The sequence below is a fragment of the Sphingomonas panni genome, from assembly GCF_022664435.1.
Taxonomy (GTDB): Bacteria; Pseudomonadota; Alphaproteobacteria; order Sphingomonadales; family Sphingomonadaceae; genus Sphingomonas; species Sphingomonas panni.
Genome location: NZ_JAKREU010000007.1, coordinates 113,320 through 128,951, shown reverse-complemented (window position 1 = coordinate 128,951; position 15,632 = coordinate 113,320). Strand labels below are relative to the sequence as shown.

Here is a 15,632-nt window from a genome sequence, read left to right as displayed (position 1 = left end):
TCATTCCCGCGAAGGCGGGAATCCATTGCCGCAGCGGTCGGCGATGGGGCCGCGACGGCAGCGTCTATGGACTCCCGCCTGCGCGGGAGTGACGAAGTGATGAGCAATACCCAACCCCTCGACCGTGTCAGCGACTTTCCGGCGATTCCCGCCGGTTGGGCCTATCTCGACACCGCTGCGACCGCGCAGAAGCCGCAAGCGGTGATCGACGCGATTACGCGCGCCTATGACACGACCTATGCCACGGTGCATCGCGGCGTATATCAGCGCTCGGCCGACATGACGCTCGCCTACGAAGCGGCGCGCCGTCGTGTTGCGTCGTTCATCGGCGCCAGTGCCCCGGAGGAATGCGTGTTCGTGCGCGGCGCGACCGAGGGGATCAACCTGGTCGCGCAGGGCTGGGCCGAGCGGCACCTGAAGGCCGGCGACCGCATCCTGTTGTCGATGCTGGAGCATCACAGCAACATCGTACCGTGGCAGCTGGTGGCCGAGCGGATCGGCGCTGCGATCGACGTCGTTCCGCTGACCGCCGACGGCCGGATCGACCTCGATGCGATGGCGGCGATGATCCGGCCCGAACATAAGCTGGTCGCGTTGGCGCATGTGTCGAACGTGCTGGGATCGGTCCTCGACGGTCGCCGCGCGGCGGACATCACCCATTCGGTCGGGGCCAGGCTGTTGCTCGACGGGTGTCAGGCGGTGCCGCGCGTGCGCGTCGACGTCGCGGCGCTCGACTGCGACTTCTACGTCTTTTCCGGGCACAAGCTCTATGGCCCGACCGGCATCGGCGTGCTGTGGGGTCGCCCTGAACTGCTGGACGCGATGCATCCGGTGCAGGGCGGTGGCGCGATGATCGACCGCGTGACGTTCGAACGAACCACCTATGCCCCGCCGCCCGCGCGGTTCGAGGCGGGCACGCCGCATATCGTCGGCGCATTGGGCCTGCACGCCGCGATCGATTATGTCGAGGGTATCGGGCTGGACGCGATCCATGCGCATGAAACCGCGCTGGTGACCGCCACCCGCGAAGCCCTGGGCCGGATCAATTCGGTGCGCCTGCTCGGACCCGACGATTCCGCCGGAATCGTCAGTTTCGTGGTGGAGGGGGTGCATCCGCACGATGTCGGCACCATCTTGGACGAGGAACGCGTCGCGATCCGCGCCGGCCATCATTGCGCGCAGCCGCTGATGGACGTGCTGGGTGTTCCCGCCACGGCGCGGGCGAGCTTCGGCGTGTATAACGGGCCGGACGACGTGGCCGCGCTGGTGCGCGGACTGGAACGGGTGAGCAGGATTTTCGGATGAACGATGAACGCAGCTTTGAGGTCGAGGAAGTCGACGCCGTGGCCCCGCCGCCGCGCGCACGGGTGACCGATGCCGACGAACCGCGCCAGCGCGACTATCTGGGCGATTTCCTGGCGAAGAAGCCGGTACCCGTCGCCGATGGCGAGCCGGGTGGCGACGTGTACGAAGCGGTGATCGCCGCGCTGAAGGACATCTTCGACCCCGAAATTCCGGTCAATATCTATGACCTCGGGCTGATCTACGGCGTCGACGTGGCGGACAACGGCCATGTCGCGGTGACGATGACGCTGACCACGCCGCATTGCCCGGTTGCGGAATCGATGCCGGCCGAGGTCGAACTGCGCGTTTCGGCCGTGCCCGGCGTCTCCACCGCCGACGTCAATCTCGTCTGGGATCCGCCATGGGACCCGCAGAAGATGTCGGACGACGCCAAGCTCGAACTGGGAATGCTGTAATGGCCACGCGCGTTCGCCCCGCGGCGATCATCCTGACGTCCAACGCCGAACGGCGCGTCGCCGACCTGATGGCGAAGGCCCCGGCCGATGCCATCGGCGTCAAGCTGTCGACGCCGCGTCGCGGCTGTTCGGGCCTCGCCTATTCGGTCGATTACGTGACCAGCGCCAATGCGATGGACGAACGGATCGAAACGCCCGGCGGCACCTTCTTCGTAGACGGCGGATCGATCCTCTATCTGATCGGTTCGACGATGGACTGGGTCGAGGACGATTTCACCGCAGGCTTCGTCTTCGCCAATCCGAATGCGAAGGGCGCATGTGGATGCGGGGAGAGCTTCACGGTGTGATCGTCCCCTGAAGGGGGCAGGCGTGAAGCGTTTTTACTGGTTGCTGGTCGCATGGCCGGGTGTGGCGGCGGCACAGGACGCGCCGGAGATCGTCGTTACCGGACGCGGTCTCGCCGATGCACTGGGCGAACGCGTCTATGATATCGTCGAACTGGATCGCGACCGTATCCTCGCTTCCGCTAGCGGCCGGGTGGAGGACGTGTTGCGCGATGTCGCCGGCCTCCAGCAATTCCGCCGGTCCGATTCCCGCAGTGCCAATCCCACCTCGCAGGGGATTACTTTGCGCGGTCTGGGTGGCAATGCGTCGAGCCGGGCGCTGCTGCTACTCGACGGTGTGCCGCAGGCCGATCCATTCGGCGGCTGGGTCGCCTTTCCCGCCTATGCCACCGATCGGCTCGGCCGTATTCGGGTGACGCGCGGCGGGGGAAGTGGTGTGGCCGGACCGGGCGCGTTGGCCGGTACGATCGAACTCGACAGCGCCGGACCGGGCGATCTGACGCCGTTCGCTGCGTCGATCACCGGGGGCAGTCGCGCCTCTATCGACGCGCGAAGCTCGGTGGCGCTGGTGCGTGGCGGCGGGTTCGCTACCCTGTCCGGCGCCTATGTGCGGGGCGATGGCTTCGTGCCCATCGTTCGCGAGGATCGCGGCCCCGCCGATCGCGCCGCGCCGTTCGAACAGGCCAGCGCCGCCGCCCGGGCCGTGATGCAGGTTACGCCGACGACCGAGCTGCAGGCCAATGTCTCGGGCTTTACCGACCGGCGCGACCGGGGCATCGACTTCACCGACAATCGCAGCGAGGGCGCGGATGCCAGTGTGCGCCTGGTCGGGCGCGGGACCACCAGCTGGTCGTTGCTCGGCTATCTCCAGACCCGCGCCTTTGCCAGTCGCTTCGCCAGTGTCGCGGCGGGGCGGACATCGACCGCGCTGACGCTCGACCAATATAATGTGCCGGCGACCGGCGTTGGCGGTCGTGCGGAGATCGCGCCTGTTTTCGGGGCGTTGTCGCTCCGGCTGGGCGGCGACGTCCGCGTCGTTACCGGAGAAACGCAGGAACTCTACACCTATGTCGCGGGCAGCCCGACGCGGCGGCGCGTCGCGGGTGGACGCAACACGACCATTGGCCTGTTCACCGATGCAAGCGTTGCGACCGGCGATATTGTGCTGAGCGCTAGCGGCCGCCTCGACCGCTGGACGATCGCCGATGGCCACTTGCGGGAGGCGGCGCTGATCGGCGCGACGCTGACCGATTTGCAGTTTGCGGATCGACGGGGGTGGGAGCCGACCGGGCGGGCCGGCATCGCATGGGCCCCCGCCGATGCGGTAACCGTGCGGCTCGCGGGCTATCGCGGCTGGCGCCTGCCGACCCTCAACGAACTCTATCGCCCGTTCCGCGTCGGTGCCGATGCGACCGCCGCCAATGCCGCGCTCGCGCCGGAGACGCTGTGGGGCGGGGAAGCCGGCATCGAACTGCGTCCGGCGTCGGGCATCCGTCTCGCGGCGACCGCCTTTGCCAACGACCTGCGCGACGCCATCGCCAACGTCACCGTCGCCAACGGCCCCGGCAATTTTCCCGGCGTCGGCTTCGTGTCGGCCGCAGGCGTGTTTCGCCGCCGCGCCAATCTCGACCATGTTCGCGTCAAGGGTGTCGAACTGGATGCGTCCGGTCGGCTGGGCGCGATCGAGGGGCGGTTGTCCTATGCTTATACCGACTCGCGGGTGCGCGATGGCAGCGCGTTGGACGGCCTGCGCCCTGCGCAGACGCCGGCGCATAGCGGTTCGGCGACGCTCGGCTGGCAACGCGACCGGTGGCAGACATCTGCGACGTTGCGCCATGTCGCCGGTCAGTATGAGGACGATGCCAATCAGCGCCGGCTTTCCGCCGCCACGACGCTCGATCTGGTAGCGGCCATACCGGCAACCCGCGGGCTGACGGTCGAGGCACGGGCGGAGAACGTCACCGATACCAGGATCGAAACGGCGATCGGTGGCGATGGCGTGGTAGAGCGAGCCTCTCCCCGCACCTTGTGGCTGGGCGTCCGGCTGGGCGGTTAGAGCGGTTTTCAGTCGAATTGAATCATCGGGGATTCACATGGCGGCCGTTTTCTGATTCACGATCCGTGCTGGCAAAGGAGGCTGGCGCGACTGGGTCGAGCTTTATCACGTGATCTGCGGGACCGCGTCGTTGCGGCTGTTGAAGGTGGACTATCATGCCGACAGGCGGCCGACCGGTTCGGCGTCAGCGCAGCAAGCGCGATCCGCTGGCGGCAACTGGTGCTTGTTCACGGCACGCCAGCAGGCAAGGTCCGAGGCGGCGACCGCCGTACGGCGAAGATCGAGGACCATGCAGCCTTTATCCTCGATGCGATCGAGCAGCAGCCTGATCAGACCCTGGCGGAATTGCGGGAGATGCTGGCTGCGCGCGGCGTGACCACGAGCATTGCCACGCTATGGCGCTTCTTTGCCTGGCATGGGATTGCGCGCAAAAAAAGACCGGCCACGCGAGCGAGCAGGACCGCCCCGACGTCCTGAAGCGCCGCGAGGAATGGTTTGAGGGCTAGCTCGACCTCGATCCCGACAGACTGGTCTTCATCGACGAGACATGGGCGTCCACCAACATGGCCCGCCGTCATGGACGATGTCGACGTGGCCAGCGATTGCGTGCCGGCATTCCCTTTGGCCACTGGAAGACCACCACCTTCACGGCCGGTCTGCGCCGCACCGGCATGGTTGCACCCTGGGTGCTCGACGGGCCGATGAACGCCGATGCGTTCCTCACCTATGTAACGCGTGTCCTCGTACCCGAACTGGACTGCGGCGACGTCGTCATCATGGACAACCTGTCGAGCCACAAGACGCCCGCCGTGCGCACCGCCATCGAGAGTGTCGGCGCAACGCTCCTGTTCCTCCCGCCGTACAGCCCGGACTTCAACCCAATCGAGCAGGCATTCTCCAGGCTGAAGGCGAACCTGCGCAAAGCCGCAGAACGGACCATCCATGGCCTATGGAACGCTATCGGGCGCATCCTCCACCTCTACTCACCACAGGAATGCGCCAACTACTTTGCAGCCTGCGGATATGATGCAGACTGATCGAAAACCGCTCTAGCGACCACGTCGGCGGATATCGGAAACGCCACCGACAGGGCATCGGGTCGATGCCCTGTCGGTGGACTTGGATCTCAAGCGCCGGTCTGCGACGCCATGCTGCCGCGCGGTGCGACCATCGAGGGCACCGGGCCGGTGGCGGGGCGCAGGGCCTCCCGATCGGCGGCAGACACGGGGGCGGTCGGGTCGGGGCGGAAGGCTTCGGGCGCGCGGTCGGTCGGGCCGGGGCGTTCCTTGTGCAGCGCCAGATCGGGCGCGGCATGGCCTTCGCTCGGCTTGCGCCGTGCCAGCAGCACGCCGAACAGACCGATGGCGATGCCGGACGCGGCCAATGCGACCGTGCGCAGGGCGGACACCCCGGCGGTGCGCGATTTCGGCTTGTGTTTCTTATGCTTGGCCATGATCGATCCTTTTGCTGTCACCGGTCCAACGACCGGCGCGCAGACAGGTTCAACCGACGGCTTCGCTCCGGCGAACGGTCGCGGCTTCGCGGATCAGCCGCTGTTCGGTCGTACGCTCGGCCCGGTCGGCCATTTCGGTCCACGCCTGTTCGGCGCGGCGGCAGCGGTCGCGGACATTGTCCAGCGTCGCGGCTTCGGCATTGGCACGCTCCACGGCGGCGCGGGCGCGATAGGCTTCGGCGGTGTCGGCCAAGAATATCCTCCTGCAAACAAAAGGGGCGGGTGGAGATCGCTCCGCCCGCCCCGTCAAAATCAGTCGGCGGCGGTCAGGTTGACCGCGCTGACCCGACCACGCCGGTCTTCTTCCAGTTCGTAGCCCACGCGCTGGTTCTGGTTCAGCGTGACCATACCCGCGCGCTCGACGGCCGAAATATGGACGAAGGCGTCGGTGCCGCCGTTATCCGGGGCGATGAAGCCATAGCCCTTGTCGATGTTGAAGAATTTTACGGTGCCGAGTGTGGCCATGACGGTTCCTTCCGTGGGTTGCGGGCGCCGGAAACGCCCGACCCCCGTGCCTTAGGCAGCAGGGAAAGAAGGAACTTGCCGCAAAGCAGGACACCATCGATTTGCGACTGTAGCATCGCCGATATGGGTATCGGCCCGCCCCGTTCAAGGGGCAGGCCGATCTACGCCGTTATTCGGTAATGCCTGTCTCAGCGGCAACGGACATTGTTGCGGTCGATGGCCTGGCCGCCGGCAGCACCTGCTGCACCGCCGAGCAGCGCGCCGAGCAGTCCCGAACCGCCTGGGCGCAGCGCCGTGCCCAGCACGCCGCCCGCGATACCGCCGACGATCAGGCCAGTGGTGCCGTCGTTGCGGCGGCAATAATAGCGACCGTCATTGCCGACATAGACGCGGTCGTTCTGTGACAGGCGGCGCTCGCGATAGCGGCGGTCGTCACGATAATAGCGCGCCGCGTCATAGCCGTTATAGGCCGGATCGGGCCGGTCGTAGTCGTAGCGGCTATAGCCCGCATCGGCATAGCGCGGGCCGCCCATGCCGTAGTCGGTGCATCCGGAAACCAGGGTAGCGGCGGCGACGAGGCCGAGGGTGAGCGCGCGCATGTCGACTTGTCCTTCGCTTGATAGTTCGATCAAACGGGAATGCCGCGGGCGGGCGGATGTTCCGAATTTATACGGAAAACAATGGTTTCGTAGGCGAAACTACCAGCGGCCGCCGGCGTCGTCGATTGCGGCCAGCAGCGCGCGCTTGCTGTCGGTCCGATTGGTGCCACCATTGCGCGGCAGTTCGGGGTTGCCCAATGCCGCGCGGCGTTCGACCAGCCGCGCCGCGACCTCACCATGCCGTAGCCGCAGGCCGGGCCACTCCTCCACTTCAGTCGAGATCGTCGACGCCATGATCGCCCGCACTTTCCTCACGTATCCGACGTTCAAGATAAACATGATCGAGCGGAGAATGAAGCCGGTATAATAGCCGCGCCTGATCGATCCGGTCGGGAGCGGTGCCAGAAGCATATTGTCCCATCCGGTCGGCGATCAGGTCCTCGACTCCCAGGATGGCGAAGGACGAACCGGGCGCGAAGTCATCGATCAACAGGATGCGCTCGCGCGGCACCAAGCCGTCGAGCGGTGTACTGCCTACCACCTCGAAACCGAGCGCCAATTCGGGATGAATCCAGCCGCGCGTCGCAAGCCCCGGGCCGTTCGGGCGGATGAAACCATGCTCGCGCAGGACCGCTTCCAATTCGGCTTGGACGGGCGAACATAGATCGAAATCGCCAGTCGAAACCGCGCTACCCGACCAATATTCGACTGCGGCCCCGCCGACCAGGATCGGGCGGGGTTGTCCGGTGGCACGCAACGCCTCGCTCACCGCCGCGAACATCCGCAGCGCAGCTTCGAACGATGAGCGCCAGACGCTCACTCCGCCGCCTGTGCCCTCGGGGTCAGCAACGGCTTCAAATACCGTCCGGTAAAGCTACCCTCGACCGAAGCGACGGTTTCCGGCGTGCCCTCCGCGACCAGCTTGCCGCCCTTGACGCCGCCTTCCGGCCCCATGTCCAAAATCCAGTCGGCGGTCTTGATGACGTCTAGGTTGTGCTCGATCACCACCACGGTATTGCCCTGTTCGACCAACTGGTGGAGCACCTCCAGCAGTTTCCGCACATCCTCGAAATGCAGCCCCGTCGTCGGTTCGTCGAGAATGTAGAGCGTGTTGCCGGTCGCCCGTCGCGCCAGTTCCTTGGCCAGCTTCACCCGCTGCGCCTCACCGCCCGACAGGGTGGTCGCCTGTTGCCCGACCTTGACGTACCCAAGGCCGACTTCGGCCAGCATCGCCATCTTGTCGCGGATCGGCGGCACCGCCTTGAAGAACTCGACTGCGTCCTCGACCGTCATGTCGAGCACGTCGGCGATGCTCATCCCCTTGAACTTCACCTCCAGCGTCTCGCGATTGTAGCGCGCGCCATGGCACACGTCGCACTCGACATAGACGTCCGGCAGGAAGTGCATCTCGATCTTCAGCACACCATCGCCCTGACACGCCTCGCACCGGCCGCCCTTGACGTTGAAGCTGAAGCGGCCGGGCTTGTAGCCGCGTGCCTGCGCCTCGGGCAGCCCGGCGAACCAGTCGCGAATCTGGGTGAAGGCACCGGTATAGGTCGCCGGGTTCGACCGCGGGGTGCGGCCGATCGGCGACTGGTCGATGTCGATCACCTTGTCGAGATGCTGGAGTCCGGTAATCTTTTCATGCTTGCCCTGTACGATCCGCGCGCCGTTCAGCGTACGGGCGGCGGCGGCATAGAGCGTGTCGATGGTGAAGCTCGACTTGCCCGATCCCGATACGCCGGTGATGCAGGTGAAGGTGCCGAGCGGAATGCTGGCGGTCACGCCGGTCAGGTTGTTGGCGGTGGCGTTGTGCACCGTCAGCTTCTTGCCATTGCCCTTGCGCCGCTTGTCCGGCAGCGGCACCGACCGCGTGCCGTTGAGGTAATCGGCGGTCACCGATCCCTTCGACTTCAGTATCTGCTTCAGCGTCCCCTTGGCGACGATCTCGCCGCCATGGACGCCCGCGCCCGGACCCATATCGATGACGTAATCGGCGGTGCGGATCGCGTCCTCGTCATGCTCGACCACAAGCACCGTATTGCCGAGGTCGCGCAGGCGGCGCAGCGTCGCCAGCAGCATGTCGTTGTCGCGCTGGTGCAGCCCGATCGACGGCTCGTCCAGCACGTACAGCACGCCCGACAGCCCGCTGCCGATCTGTGAGGCTAGGCGGATACGCTGACTCTCGCCACCAGACAGCGTGCCGCTGGTCCGGTCGAGATTCAGGTAATCCAACCCGACATTGTTGAGGAAGCCCAATCGCTCGACGATCTCCTTCAGGATCGACTGGGCGATCGCCTTTTGCTGGTCGTTGAAATGGTCGGGCAGCGACTGGAAAAAGGCCAACGCATCGACCACCGACAGCCGCGTGGCATGGGCGATGTCCTGCATCGCGACCTTCACCGCCAGCGCTTCGGGCTTCAACCGCGCGCCGTGACAGGTTTCGCACGGCTGCGACGCCTGATATTTCGACAGTTCCTCGCGCATCCACGCGCTTTCGGTCGACAGCATCCGCCGGTTGAGATTGCCCAGCACGCCTTCGAACGGCTTCTTGACGTCGTACGACTTCTTGCCGTCGACGAAGGTCAGCGTCACCGGCTTGCCGGCGGTGCCGTGCAGGATCACACGTTGCGCTTCGTCGGGCAGATCCTTCCACGCCGCGTCGAGTGAGAAGCCGTACGCCTTCGCCAGCGATCCCAGCACCTGCATATAATAGGGGGAGGGCGGGTTGGACTTCGCCCACGGCACCACCGCGCCCTTCTTGATCGACAGTTCGTGGTTCGGGACGATCAGGTCCTCGTCAAACTCCAGCCGTTCGCCCAGACCGTCGCACGCCGGACATGCGCCCTGCGGTGCGTTGAAGCTGAACAGGCGCGGTTCGATCTCGCTGATCGTGAAGCCGCTGACCGGACAGGCAAATTTCTCCGAAAAGACGATGCGGTTGTCGGGGATACCGGCACCCTTCAGCTTGCCCGTCTGCGGCGCAGCCTCGGTCACGCGGTCGCCCTGTTCGCTGTCCAGCGGCGGATTGCCCGACTGCGCCTGCGCGACGGTGGTATCGACCAGATCGACATAGGCGAGGCCGTCGGCAAGCTTCAGCGCCGTTTCGAAACTCTCGGCAAGGCGCGTGGCAGCATCGGCGTTCACCACCAGCCGGTCGACGACGATCTCAATGTCATGCTTGAACTTCTTGTCGAGGGCGGGCGCATCCTCGATCAGATGGACTTCGCCATTGACCCGCACGCGCTGGAACCCGGCCTTCTGCCATTCGGCCAATTCCTTGCGATATTCGCCCTTGCGCCCGCGCACCACCGGGGCGAGCAGCAGCAGCCGCGTCCCCTCGGGCAGGGCCAGCACGCGGTCGACCATCTGGCTGACCGTCTGCGCACTGATCGGCAGGCCGGTGGCGGGCGAGAAGGGCACGCCGACCCGCGCCCAAAGCAGGCGCATGTAATCGTAGATTTCGGTGACCGTCGCGACCGTCGAGCGGGGATTGCGGCTGGTCGTCTTCTGTTCGATCGAAATCGCCGGCGACAGCCCCTCGATATGCTCGACATTGGGCTTCTGCATCAGCTCGAGGAACTGGCGTGCATAGGCCGACAGCGATTCGACGTAGCGGCGCTGCCCCTCGGCATAGATGGTGTCGAAGGCTAGGGAGGACTTGCCCGAACCCGACAGGCCAGTGATGACCGTCAGCGTGTCGCGCGGGATGTCGATGTCGACACCCTTGAGGTTATGTTCCCGCGCACCGCGGACGGAGATATGGGTCAGGCTCATGCGGTCCGTTCTATCTTCGTTCTTTTGGATTGGCTAGGGCGAGAGATGGGGGCGGGGCCTCGCGGTTTCGAGGGGGACTTGCCGCGCCACGCCAGCGATTGCCGGTTGAGCGCGACCAGATCGGCCTCTCCGGCCAATGCTGCCTCGCCCAGTGCCACCGCGCGTTCGAGTGCGTCCGCATCGGCATGGGCATAGGCCGGTCGGCCGGCAACATGATCGTACCATGTCCCGCCAAAGGCGTGGTCGAGCAGGATACGCTGGAAACAATGGTCGGCCGTCACCGGCCAGCCGCGTTCCCGCGCGACACCGGGCAGGGCGCGTCGCGTCAGATCGAGCCAGCGCGCCTCCAGATCGCTTCGGCCGATCATGACGGCAGCCGGACCTGCAATCGCCGCCAGCGGGCCTCGACGAAGCTGAACGCGCCGAACGCGACGAAGCCGATTCCGATGGCGGTCAGCAGCAACTGTCCGCCCGCCTGTCGCTGCAACAATGCCATGCCGCTCGCCATCCCGCCGGCTTCTTCAGCATCCGCTGCCCATGCCGCGCCGACGAACAGGATCGCGATCGCCGCGAACACCGCCGCCCGCGCACCATAGCCGACGCGCCCCATGGTGCAGACATAGTCCGGCACCGGCGTGCCTCCTGATAGGGTGCGGGCGAACTCGCCGGTCCATGCCTTCTTCGCCTGCTGTGCGGCGGCGGCAAGCAGGGCGATGGCGACCAGCGCCACCAGCAACCGCCCGCCCGGCTGGTCGAGCATCCATGCGGTCCAGTCATGGGCGCTGTCCTCGCCGCCGACCCGGCCGGTCGCCCGCGCACTGTGGATGGCAAGTCGCGCCGCAGTCCACGCCAGCACGACATGGGCGATGCCGCTGACCGCGTGCCCCGCACGGCGGAACGCGCCCTTGGCATCGTTCGCCTGCGCCTCGGGATCGAACAGCGCCTCGGTCAGCCGCCACAGCGCATAGCCGGCCAGCCCCACGGCCATCGCCGCCAGCAGCCATTCACCGAACGGCTCGTCCGCCAGGCTGGCGATCGCCCCCTGATTGTCGCCGGCCCTGCCACCGCGCAGCGCCGCATCGATCGCGAACCAGCCGACGATGCAATACACGATGCCGCGCGCGGCGAATCCCAGACGGGCGAGCAGGGTAGCGCCGGTACGCGTCGACATGGGGAGGAAGCCTTCGAAATCGTTGCGCTATGCCAACAGCTTGCGCGATCAAGGGTTCCGGCGGTTGCAGCGTCGCGATCCCGGTGGCAGCTTCGGCGGAAGGGCAACGGGGTGCGATATGGTGCGGACGATCATGCTGGCGGCGGTACTGGTGGGCCAAGTGGGTGGGGCGGACGCGCCGCCGCTCAAACCCAAGGCGGCATGGAGCGTCAACTATGCGGAAGACATGTGCGTGCTCAGCCGCGACTATGGGACTGCCGCTGACACGGTGAGCATTGCCTTCCGTCCGACACCGTTCAACGATCGGGTCCAGACGTTGCTGCTGGGTAGCCGGAAGCAAATTGGTTATGGTCCACGCGTAGTGGTCCATGTCGACGGCCGTGCCGGGACCGGCGTATTCGACGGCCATGGACAGCGCGCACCCATGCCGAAAGCGCCGAACATGGCCGTCACCTTCGACCTGCCGCGTGATACGGTCACCGATTTTGCCGGAACGGAGCCGATTGGCTTCACCTTGTCCGGCGGCAAGCCGTTGCGTCTGGACCTCGGGCTGTCGCCCGCCGCTCTGAACGTGCTGCGCCGGTGCGAAACCGATTTGATGAAATCCTGGGGCTTCGACGTTGCTGCGGTCGATACCACGCCTGCTGTTCCGGCCCGCGCACAGCGCGACCCGGCAATGTGGTTGCTGAATTCGGACTTTCCACGCCAATTACTTGGAGCCAGCGCGGTCGTCACCATCGCCTGGATCATCACGACAGAAGGTCGCATCCGCAATTGCCGCGTCGTGCGGTCGTCGGGGAACGCGACGTTCGACGCGATCCCGTGTGAAGCGTTGGGGCGTCGCGCGCGCTACACCCCGGCACGTGATGCAAATGGCAAGCCGGTCGAAACCCTGTCGTCGCGCGTCGTCCGTTTCCAATCCTGACGCTCGCCCTCACCCCCGCCCGAACGGCAGCAAAGCCTCATACACCGCCAGCGGCGGCTTGTCCTTCACCGTGACCCCCTGTCGCAGCAGAAAGGCATGGCGGACGATCTCCGCCTGCTGCTCGATACCGTACGCCTCGAACGGTTTGCCGGGCACGATGGCGTAGCGATAGGTGCAGAAGGGATGGCGCATCAGCGGGAGCCAGTATCGCCCGCGATGCTGCGCCTGGTGGATGTGCATCATCTCGTGCAGGAACAGCGCGGCGAGGTCGCGCCCGGCGCAGGCGAAGTCGTCGCGGTACAGATTGCCTTGCGGGTGGAAATGGATGCACCCGGTCGGCGCCATCGCGACCTGTTTCGGCTGAAAGAACGCCCATTTCGCGTTCGCCACCCGCGCCCGTCGATAGTCGATCGTGTCGCCGAACATGGTGCGGGCGAGATCGGTTTCGGCGGGGGTGAGCAGGCGCTTCACTTCGGTGCCGGATCGCCCGCGCCGACCAGCTTCGCGTCGACGATGATGTCCTGCGATCCGTCGAAGCGGAAGGTCAGCGGGATGGTGCCGCCCGGCCGCAAGCCGCCCTTCAGGTCGAACAGCATCGCATGAATGCCGCCGGGTGCCAGCGTCGTGGGTTCATGCGCGGTCAGCGCCACCCGCTCCAGCGGCCGCATCATGCCCATGCCGCCATGGCCGGTCATGCTCTCGTGCAACTCGATCCGCCCCACCGCCGGGCTGGCGACGCCGATGAGCGCTTGGCCGAGCGAACCCGGCTGGATCGTGGCATAGGCCGCGGCCGGGCGTCCGGGCACGGCGGACAGGCGGACCCACGCATTCTCGACCCGCGTGGGTTGCTGGCATCCCGTCAGCGCGATCGCCGCCGCTGCCAGTACCATCCACCGTGTCTTCATGCGCACGCTCCTGTCCCGATACGGTTCCCTATGCCGCGCATAATCTTGCGGCAAGCCGAACCCTGCCTATATCCGCCCTCGGAACGACCCGGACGGCACCTCCCCGTGCCGCCGGGTCCAGGTTTTACATTCAACCCGGGGGCCAATGAGGGACCATGGCTAAAGTAATCGGTATCGATCTGGGCACGACCAACAGCTGCGTCGCGGTGATGGAGGGCGGTAGCCCCAAGGTCATCGAAAATGCGGAAGGCGCGCGCACCACGCCGTCGATCGTGGCGTTCGCAAAGGATGGCGAGCGGCTGATCGGCCAGCCGGCCAAGCGTCAGGCCGTGACCAACGGCGACAACACGATCTTCGCGGTGAAGCGCCTGATCGGCCGCCGCTTCGACGATCCGGTCACCAAGAAGGATACCGAGCTGGTTCCCTACACCATCGCGCGCGGGCCGAACGGCGATGCGTGGGTGAAGGCGGGCGGCGAGGAATATTCGCCGTCGCAGATCAGCGCGTTCATCCTGCAGAAGATGAAGGAAACGGCCGAATCGTATCTCGGCGAGACCGTGACCCAGGCGGTCATCACCGTGCCGGCCTATTTCAACGACGCCCAGCGTCAGGCGACCAAGGACGCCGGCAAGATCGCCGGTCTCGAAGTCCTGCGCATCATCAACGAACCGACGGCGGCGGCGCTCGCCTATGGCCTCGACAAGGACAACAACAAGACCATCGCGGTCTATGACCTTGGCGGCGGCACCTTCGACATTTCCGTGCTGGAAATCGGCGACGGCGTGTTCGAAGTGAAGGCGACCAACGGCGACACCTTCCTCGGCGGCGAAGACTTCGACGCGAAGATCGTGCAGTTCCTGGCGGATGAGTTCAAGAAGGTCGAGGGCATCGACCTGACCAAGGACAAGCTGGCGCTCCAGCGTCTGAAGGAAGCCGCCGAAAAGGCGAAGATCGAGCTGTCGTCGGCGCAGACGACCGAAGTGAACCTGCCGTTCATCACGGCCGACGCGACTGGTCCGAAGCACCTCGTCAAGTCGATCACCCGTGCGGACCTCGAACGACTGGTCGAAGACCTCGTCAAGCGCACCCTCGAGCCGTGCAAGAAGGCGCTGGCCGATGCCGGCGTGCAGGCGAGCGCGATCGATGAAGTCGTGCTGGTCGGCGGCATGACCCGGATGCCGCGCGTCCGCGAGGTCGTGAAGCAGTTCTTCGGCAAGGAACCGCACACCGGCGTGAACCCCGACGAAGTCGTGGCGATCGGTGCCGCGATCCAGGCGGGCGTGCTGCAGGGTGACGTGAAGGACGTGCTGCTGCTCGACGTGACCCCGCTGTCGCTGGGCATCGAGACGCTGGGCGGCATCATGACCCGCATGATCGACCGCAACACCACCATCCCGACCAAGAAGTCGCAGGTCTATTCGACCGCCGACGACAATCAGGGTGCGGTGACGATCCGCGTGTTCCAGGGCGAGCGCGAAATGGCCGCCGACAACAAGATGCTGGGCCAGTTCGATCTGGTCGGCATCCCGCCCGCGCCGCGCGGCGTGCCGCAGATCGAGGTCACGTTCGACATCGACGCCAACGGCATCGTCAACGTGTCGGCCAAGGACAAGGGCACCGGCAAGGAGCAGCAGATTCGCATCCAGGCCTCGGGCGGCCTGTCGGACAGCGACATCGACCAGATGGTCCGCGACGCCGAACAGTTCGCTGAAGAGGACAAGAAGCGTCGTGCCGGCGCCGAGGCGAAGAACAACGCCGAATCGCTGATCCACACGACCGAGCGCCAGCTGGCCGACAATGGCGACAAGGTCGACGCGTCGCTGAAGTCGGAGATCGAAGCCGCGGTTGCCGAGACCAAGGCGGCGGTCGAGAGCGGCGATGCCGATCGCATGACCGAAAAGAGCCAGGCTCTGGCGCAGGTCGCGATGAAGCTCGGCCAGGCGATCTATGAAAAGCAGCAGCAGGCCGAAGCCGCCCCGGCGGCCGACGCTGCGGCGGAGAACAAGGCCGACGACGTCGTCGATGCCGAATTCTCGGAAGTCGACGACAGCCACAAGGCGTAAACCAACGCCCCTCCCTCTCCCCCTCGGGGGAGAGGGCCGGGGAGAGGGGGCGTG

17 protein-coding genes and 1 pseudogene are annotated in these 15,632 nt (G+C 66.0%); 7 read left to right on the top strand and 11 right to left on the bottom strand.

Annotated elements, in window-relative coordinates; all coding sequences use genetic code 11:
- The first annotated feature begins 99 nt into the window (after positions 1-99).
- From MF609_RS14340 to MF609_RS14320, 5 genes and pseudogenes are all read left to right on the top strand, one after another.
- Positions 100-1,305 (top strand): aminotransferase class V-fold PLP-dependent enzyme, encoded by a 1,206-nt coding sequence (locus tag MF609_RS14340; RefSeq protein ID WP_242416971.1) that lies wholly within the window; start codon positions 100-102, stop codon positions 1,303-1,305.
- Complete coding sequence (locus MF609_RS14335) at positions 1,302-1,760, top strand: SUF system Fe-S cluster assembly protein (RefSeq protein ID WP_242416969.1); 459 nt, start codon at positions 1,302-1,304, stop codon at positions 1,758-1,760. Before MF609_RS14340 ends, MF609_RS14335 begins: the two co-directional genes overlap by 4 nt.
- Entirely contained in the window at positions 1,760-2,107 is a 348-nt protein-coding gene (locus MF609_RS14330) for a HesB/IscA family protein (RefSeq protein ID WP_242416968.1), read from the top strand. Before MF609_RS14335 ends, MF609_RS14330 begins: the two co-directional genes overlap by 1 nt.
- 22 nt (positions 2,108-2,129) lie before the next feature.
- On the top strand, positions 2,130-4,160 hold the full coding sequence (locus tag MF609_RS14325; protein WP_242416967.1) for a TonB-dependent receptor plug domain-containing protein: 2,031 nt from the start codon (positions 2,130-2,132) through the stop codon (positions 4,158-4,160).
- Positions 4,161-4,250: 90 nt separating this feature from the next.
- Positions 4,251-5,197, top strand: a pseudogene (locus tag MF609_RS14320) (IS630 family transposase).
- Between the two features lie 89 nt (positions 5,198-5,286).
- Here the strand turns inward: MF609_RS14320 and MF609_RS14315 are convergent.
- The 9 genes from MF609_RS14315 to MF609_RS14275 all read right to left on the bottom strand — a co-directional run bounded on the left by MF609_RS14315 (position 5,287) and on the right by MF609_RS14275 (position 11,685).
- A complete protein-coding gene (locus MF609_RS14315; protein ID WP_242416966.1) occupies positions 5,287-5,613 on the bottom strand; it encodes a hypothetical protein in 327 nt (108 codons plus the stop codon).
- 49 nt (positions 5,614-5,662) lie between these two features.
- Positions 5,663-5,866, bottom strand: a complete 204-nt coding sequence (locus MF609_RS14310) for a hypothetical protein (RefSeq protein ID WP_055759661.1) — start codon at positions 5,864-5,866, stop codon at positions 5,663-5,665.
- 59 nt (positions 5,867-5,925) lie between these two features.
- Entirely contained in the window at positions 5,926-6,138 is a 213-nt protein-coding gene (locus MF609_RS14305) for a cold-shock protein (RefSeq protein ID WP_242416964.1), read from the bottom strand.
- Between the two features lie 188 nt (positions 6,139-6,326).
- Positions 6,327-6,737 (bottom strand): hypothetical protein, encoded by a 411-nt coding sequence (locus tag MF609_RS14300; protein WP_242416962.1) that lies wholly within the window; start codon positions 6,735-6,737, stop codon positions 6,327-6,329.
- 99 nt (positions 6,738-6,836) lie between these two features.
- Positions 6,837-7,031: a hypothetical protein gene (locus MF609_RS14295; RefSeq protein WP_242416961.1), complete on the bottom strand. Its 195-nt coding sequence runs from the start codon at positions 7,029-7,031 to the stop codon at positions 6,837-6,839.
- Positions 7,009-7,557, bottom strand: coding sequence for a hypothetical protein (locus MF609_RS14290; RefSeq protein ID WP_242416960.1), 549 nt, complete (start codon positions 7,555-7,557; stop codon positions 7,009-7,011). The genes MF609_RS14295 and MF609_RS14290 overlap by 23 nt, the downstream gene beginning before the upstream one ends.
- Positions 7,554-10,514: an excinuclease ABC subunit UvrA gene (gene uvrA, locus MF609_RS14285; RefSeq protein WP_242416958.1), complete on the bottom strand. Its 2,961-nt coding sequence runs from the start codon at positions 10,512-10,514 to the stop codon at positions 7,554-7,556. Before uvrA ends, MF609_RS14290 begins: the two co-directional genes overlap by 4 nt.
- Positions 10,511-10,882, bottom strand: coding sequence for a GCN5-related N-acetyltransferase (locus MF609_RS14280; protein WP_242416957.1), 372 nt, complete (start codon positions 10,880-10,882; stop codon positions 10,511-10,513). The genes uvrA and MF609_RS14280 overlap by 4 nt, the downstream gene beginning before the upstream one ends.
- The gene (locus MF609_RS14275; protein ID WP_242416956.1) at positions 10,879-11,685 is read right to left on the bottom strand and encodes a DUF1206 domain-containing protein; all 807 of its coding nucleotides are present in this window, start codon (positions 11,683-11,685) and stop codon (positions 10,879-10,881) included. The genes MF609_RS14280 and MF609_RS14275 overlap by 4 nt, the downstream gene beginning before the upstream one ends.
- A gap of 22 nt (positions 11,686-11,707) precedes the next feature.
- Here MF609_RS14275 and MF609_RS14270 point away from each other — a divergent pair, with 22 nt between their 5' ends.
- Positions 11,708-12,610: an energy transducer TonB gene (locus tag MF609_RS14270; protein WP_242416955.1), complete on the top strand. Its 903-nt coding sequence runs from the start codon at positions 11,708-11,710 to the stop codon at positions 12,608-12,610.
- Positions 12,611-12,619: 9 nt separating this feature from the next.
- On the opposite strand, the gene MF609_RS14265 is transcribed toward MF609_RS14270, so the two are convergent.
- Positions 12,620-13,036: a vgr related protein gene (locus MF609_RS14265; protein WP_242417084.1), complete on the bottom strand. Its 417-nt coding sequence runs from the start codon at positions 13,034-13,036 to the stop codon at positions 12,620-12,622.
- 41 nt (positions 13,037-13,077) lie between these two features.
- On the bottom strand, positions 13,078-13,515 hold the full coding sequence (locus MF609_RS14260; protein WP_242416954.1) for a copper chaperone PCu(A)C: 438 nt from the start codon (positions 13,513-13,515) through the stop codon (positions 13,078-13,080).
- 155 nt (positions 13,516-13,670) lie between these two features.
- On the opposite strand from MF609_RS14260, the gene dnaK reads away from it, so the two are divergent.
- On the top strand, positions 13,671-15,578 hold the full coding sequence (dnaK, locus tag MF609_RS14255; RefSeq protein ID WP_242416953.1) for a molecular chaperone DnaK: 1,908 nt from the start codon (positions 13,671-13,673) through the stop codon (positions 15,576-15,578).
- Positions 15,579-15,632 lie beyond the last annotated feature (54 nt).

Coding starts and splice junctions, on each gene's coding strand:
- MF609_RS14330 (WP_242416968.1), top strand. CDS start 1,760: ATGGCCACGCGCGTTCGCCCCGCGGCGATCATCCTGACGTCCAACGCC.
- MF609_RS14340 (WP_242416971.1), top strand. CDS start 100: ATGAGCAATACCCAACCCCTCGACCGTGTCAGCGACTTTCCGGCGATT.
- MF609_RS14260 (WP_242416954.1), bottom strand. CDS start 13,515: ATGAAGACACGGTGGATGGTACTGGCAGCGGCGGCGATCGCGCTGACG.
- MF609_RS14295 (WP_242416961.1), bottom strand. CDS start 7,031: ATGGCGTCGACGATCTCGACTGAAGTGGAGGAGTGGCCCGGCCTGCGG.
- MF609_RS14280 (WP_242416957.1), bottom strand. CDS start 10,882: ATGATCGGCCGAAGCGATCTGGAGGCGCGCTGGCTCGATCTGACGCGA.
- dnaK (WP_242416953.1), top strand. CDS start 13,671: ATGGCTAAAGTAATCGGTATCGATCTGGGCACGACCAACAGCTGCGTC.
- MF609_RS14315 (WP_242416966.1), bottom strand. CDS start 5,613: ATGGCCAAGCATAAGAAACACAAGCCGAAATCGCGCACCGCCGGGGTG.
- MF609_RS14305 (WP_242416964.1), bottom strand. CDS start 6,138: ATGGCCACACTCGGCACCGTAAAATTCTTCAACATCGACAAGGGCTAT.
- MF609_RS14300 (WP_242416962.1), bottom strand. CDS start 6,737: ATGCGCGCGCTCACCCTCGGCCTCGTCGCCGCCGCTACCCTGGTTTCC.
- MF609_RS14275 (WP_242416956.1), bottom strand. CDS start 11,685: ATGTCGACGCGTACCGGCGCTACCCTGCTCGCCCGTCTGGGATTCGCC.
- uvrA (WP_242416958.1), bottom strand. CDS start 10,514: ATGAGCCTGACCCATATCTCCGTCCGCGGTGCGCGGGAACATAACCTC.
- MF609_RS14265 (WP_242417084.1), bottom strand. CDS start 13,036: ATGTTCGGCGACACGATCGACTATCGACGGGCGCGGGTGGCGAACGCG.
- MF609_RS14335 (WP_242416969.1), top strand. CDS start 1,302: ATGAACGATGAACGCAGCTTTGAGGTCGAGGAAGTCGACGCCGTGGCC.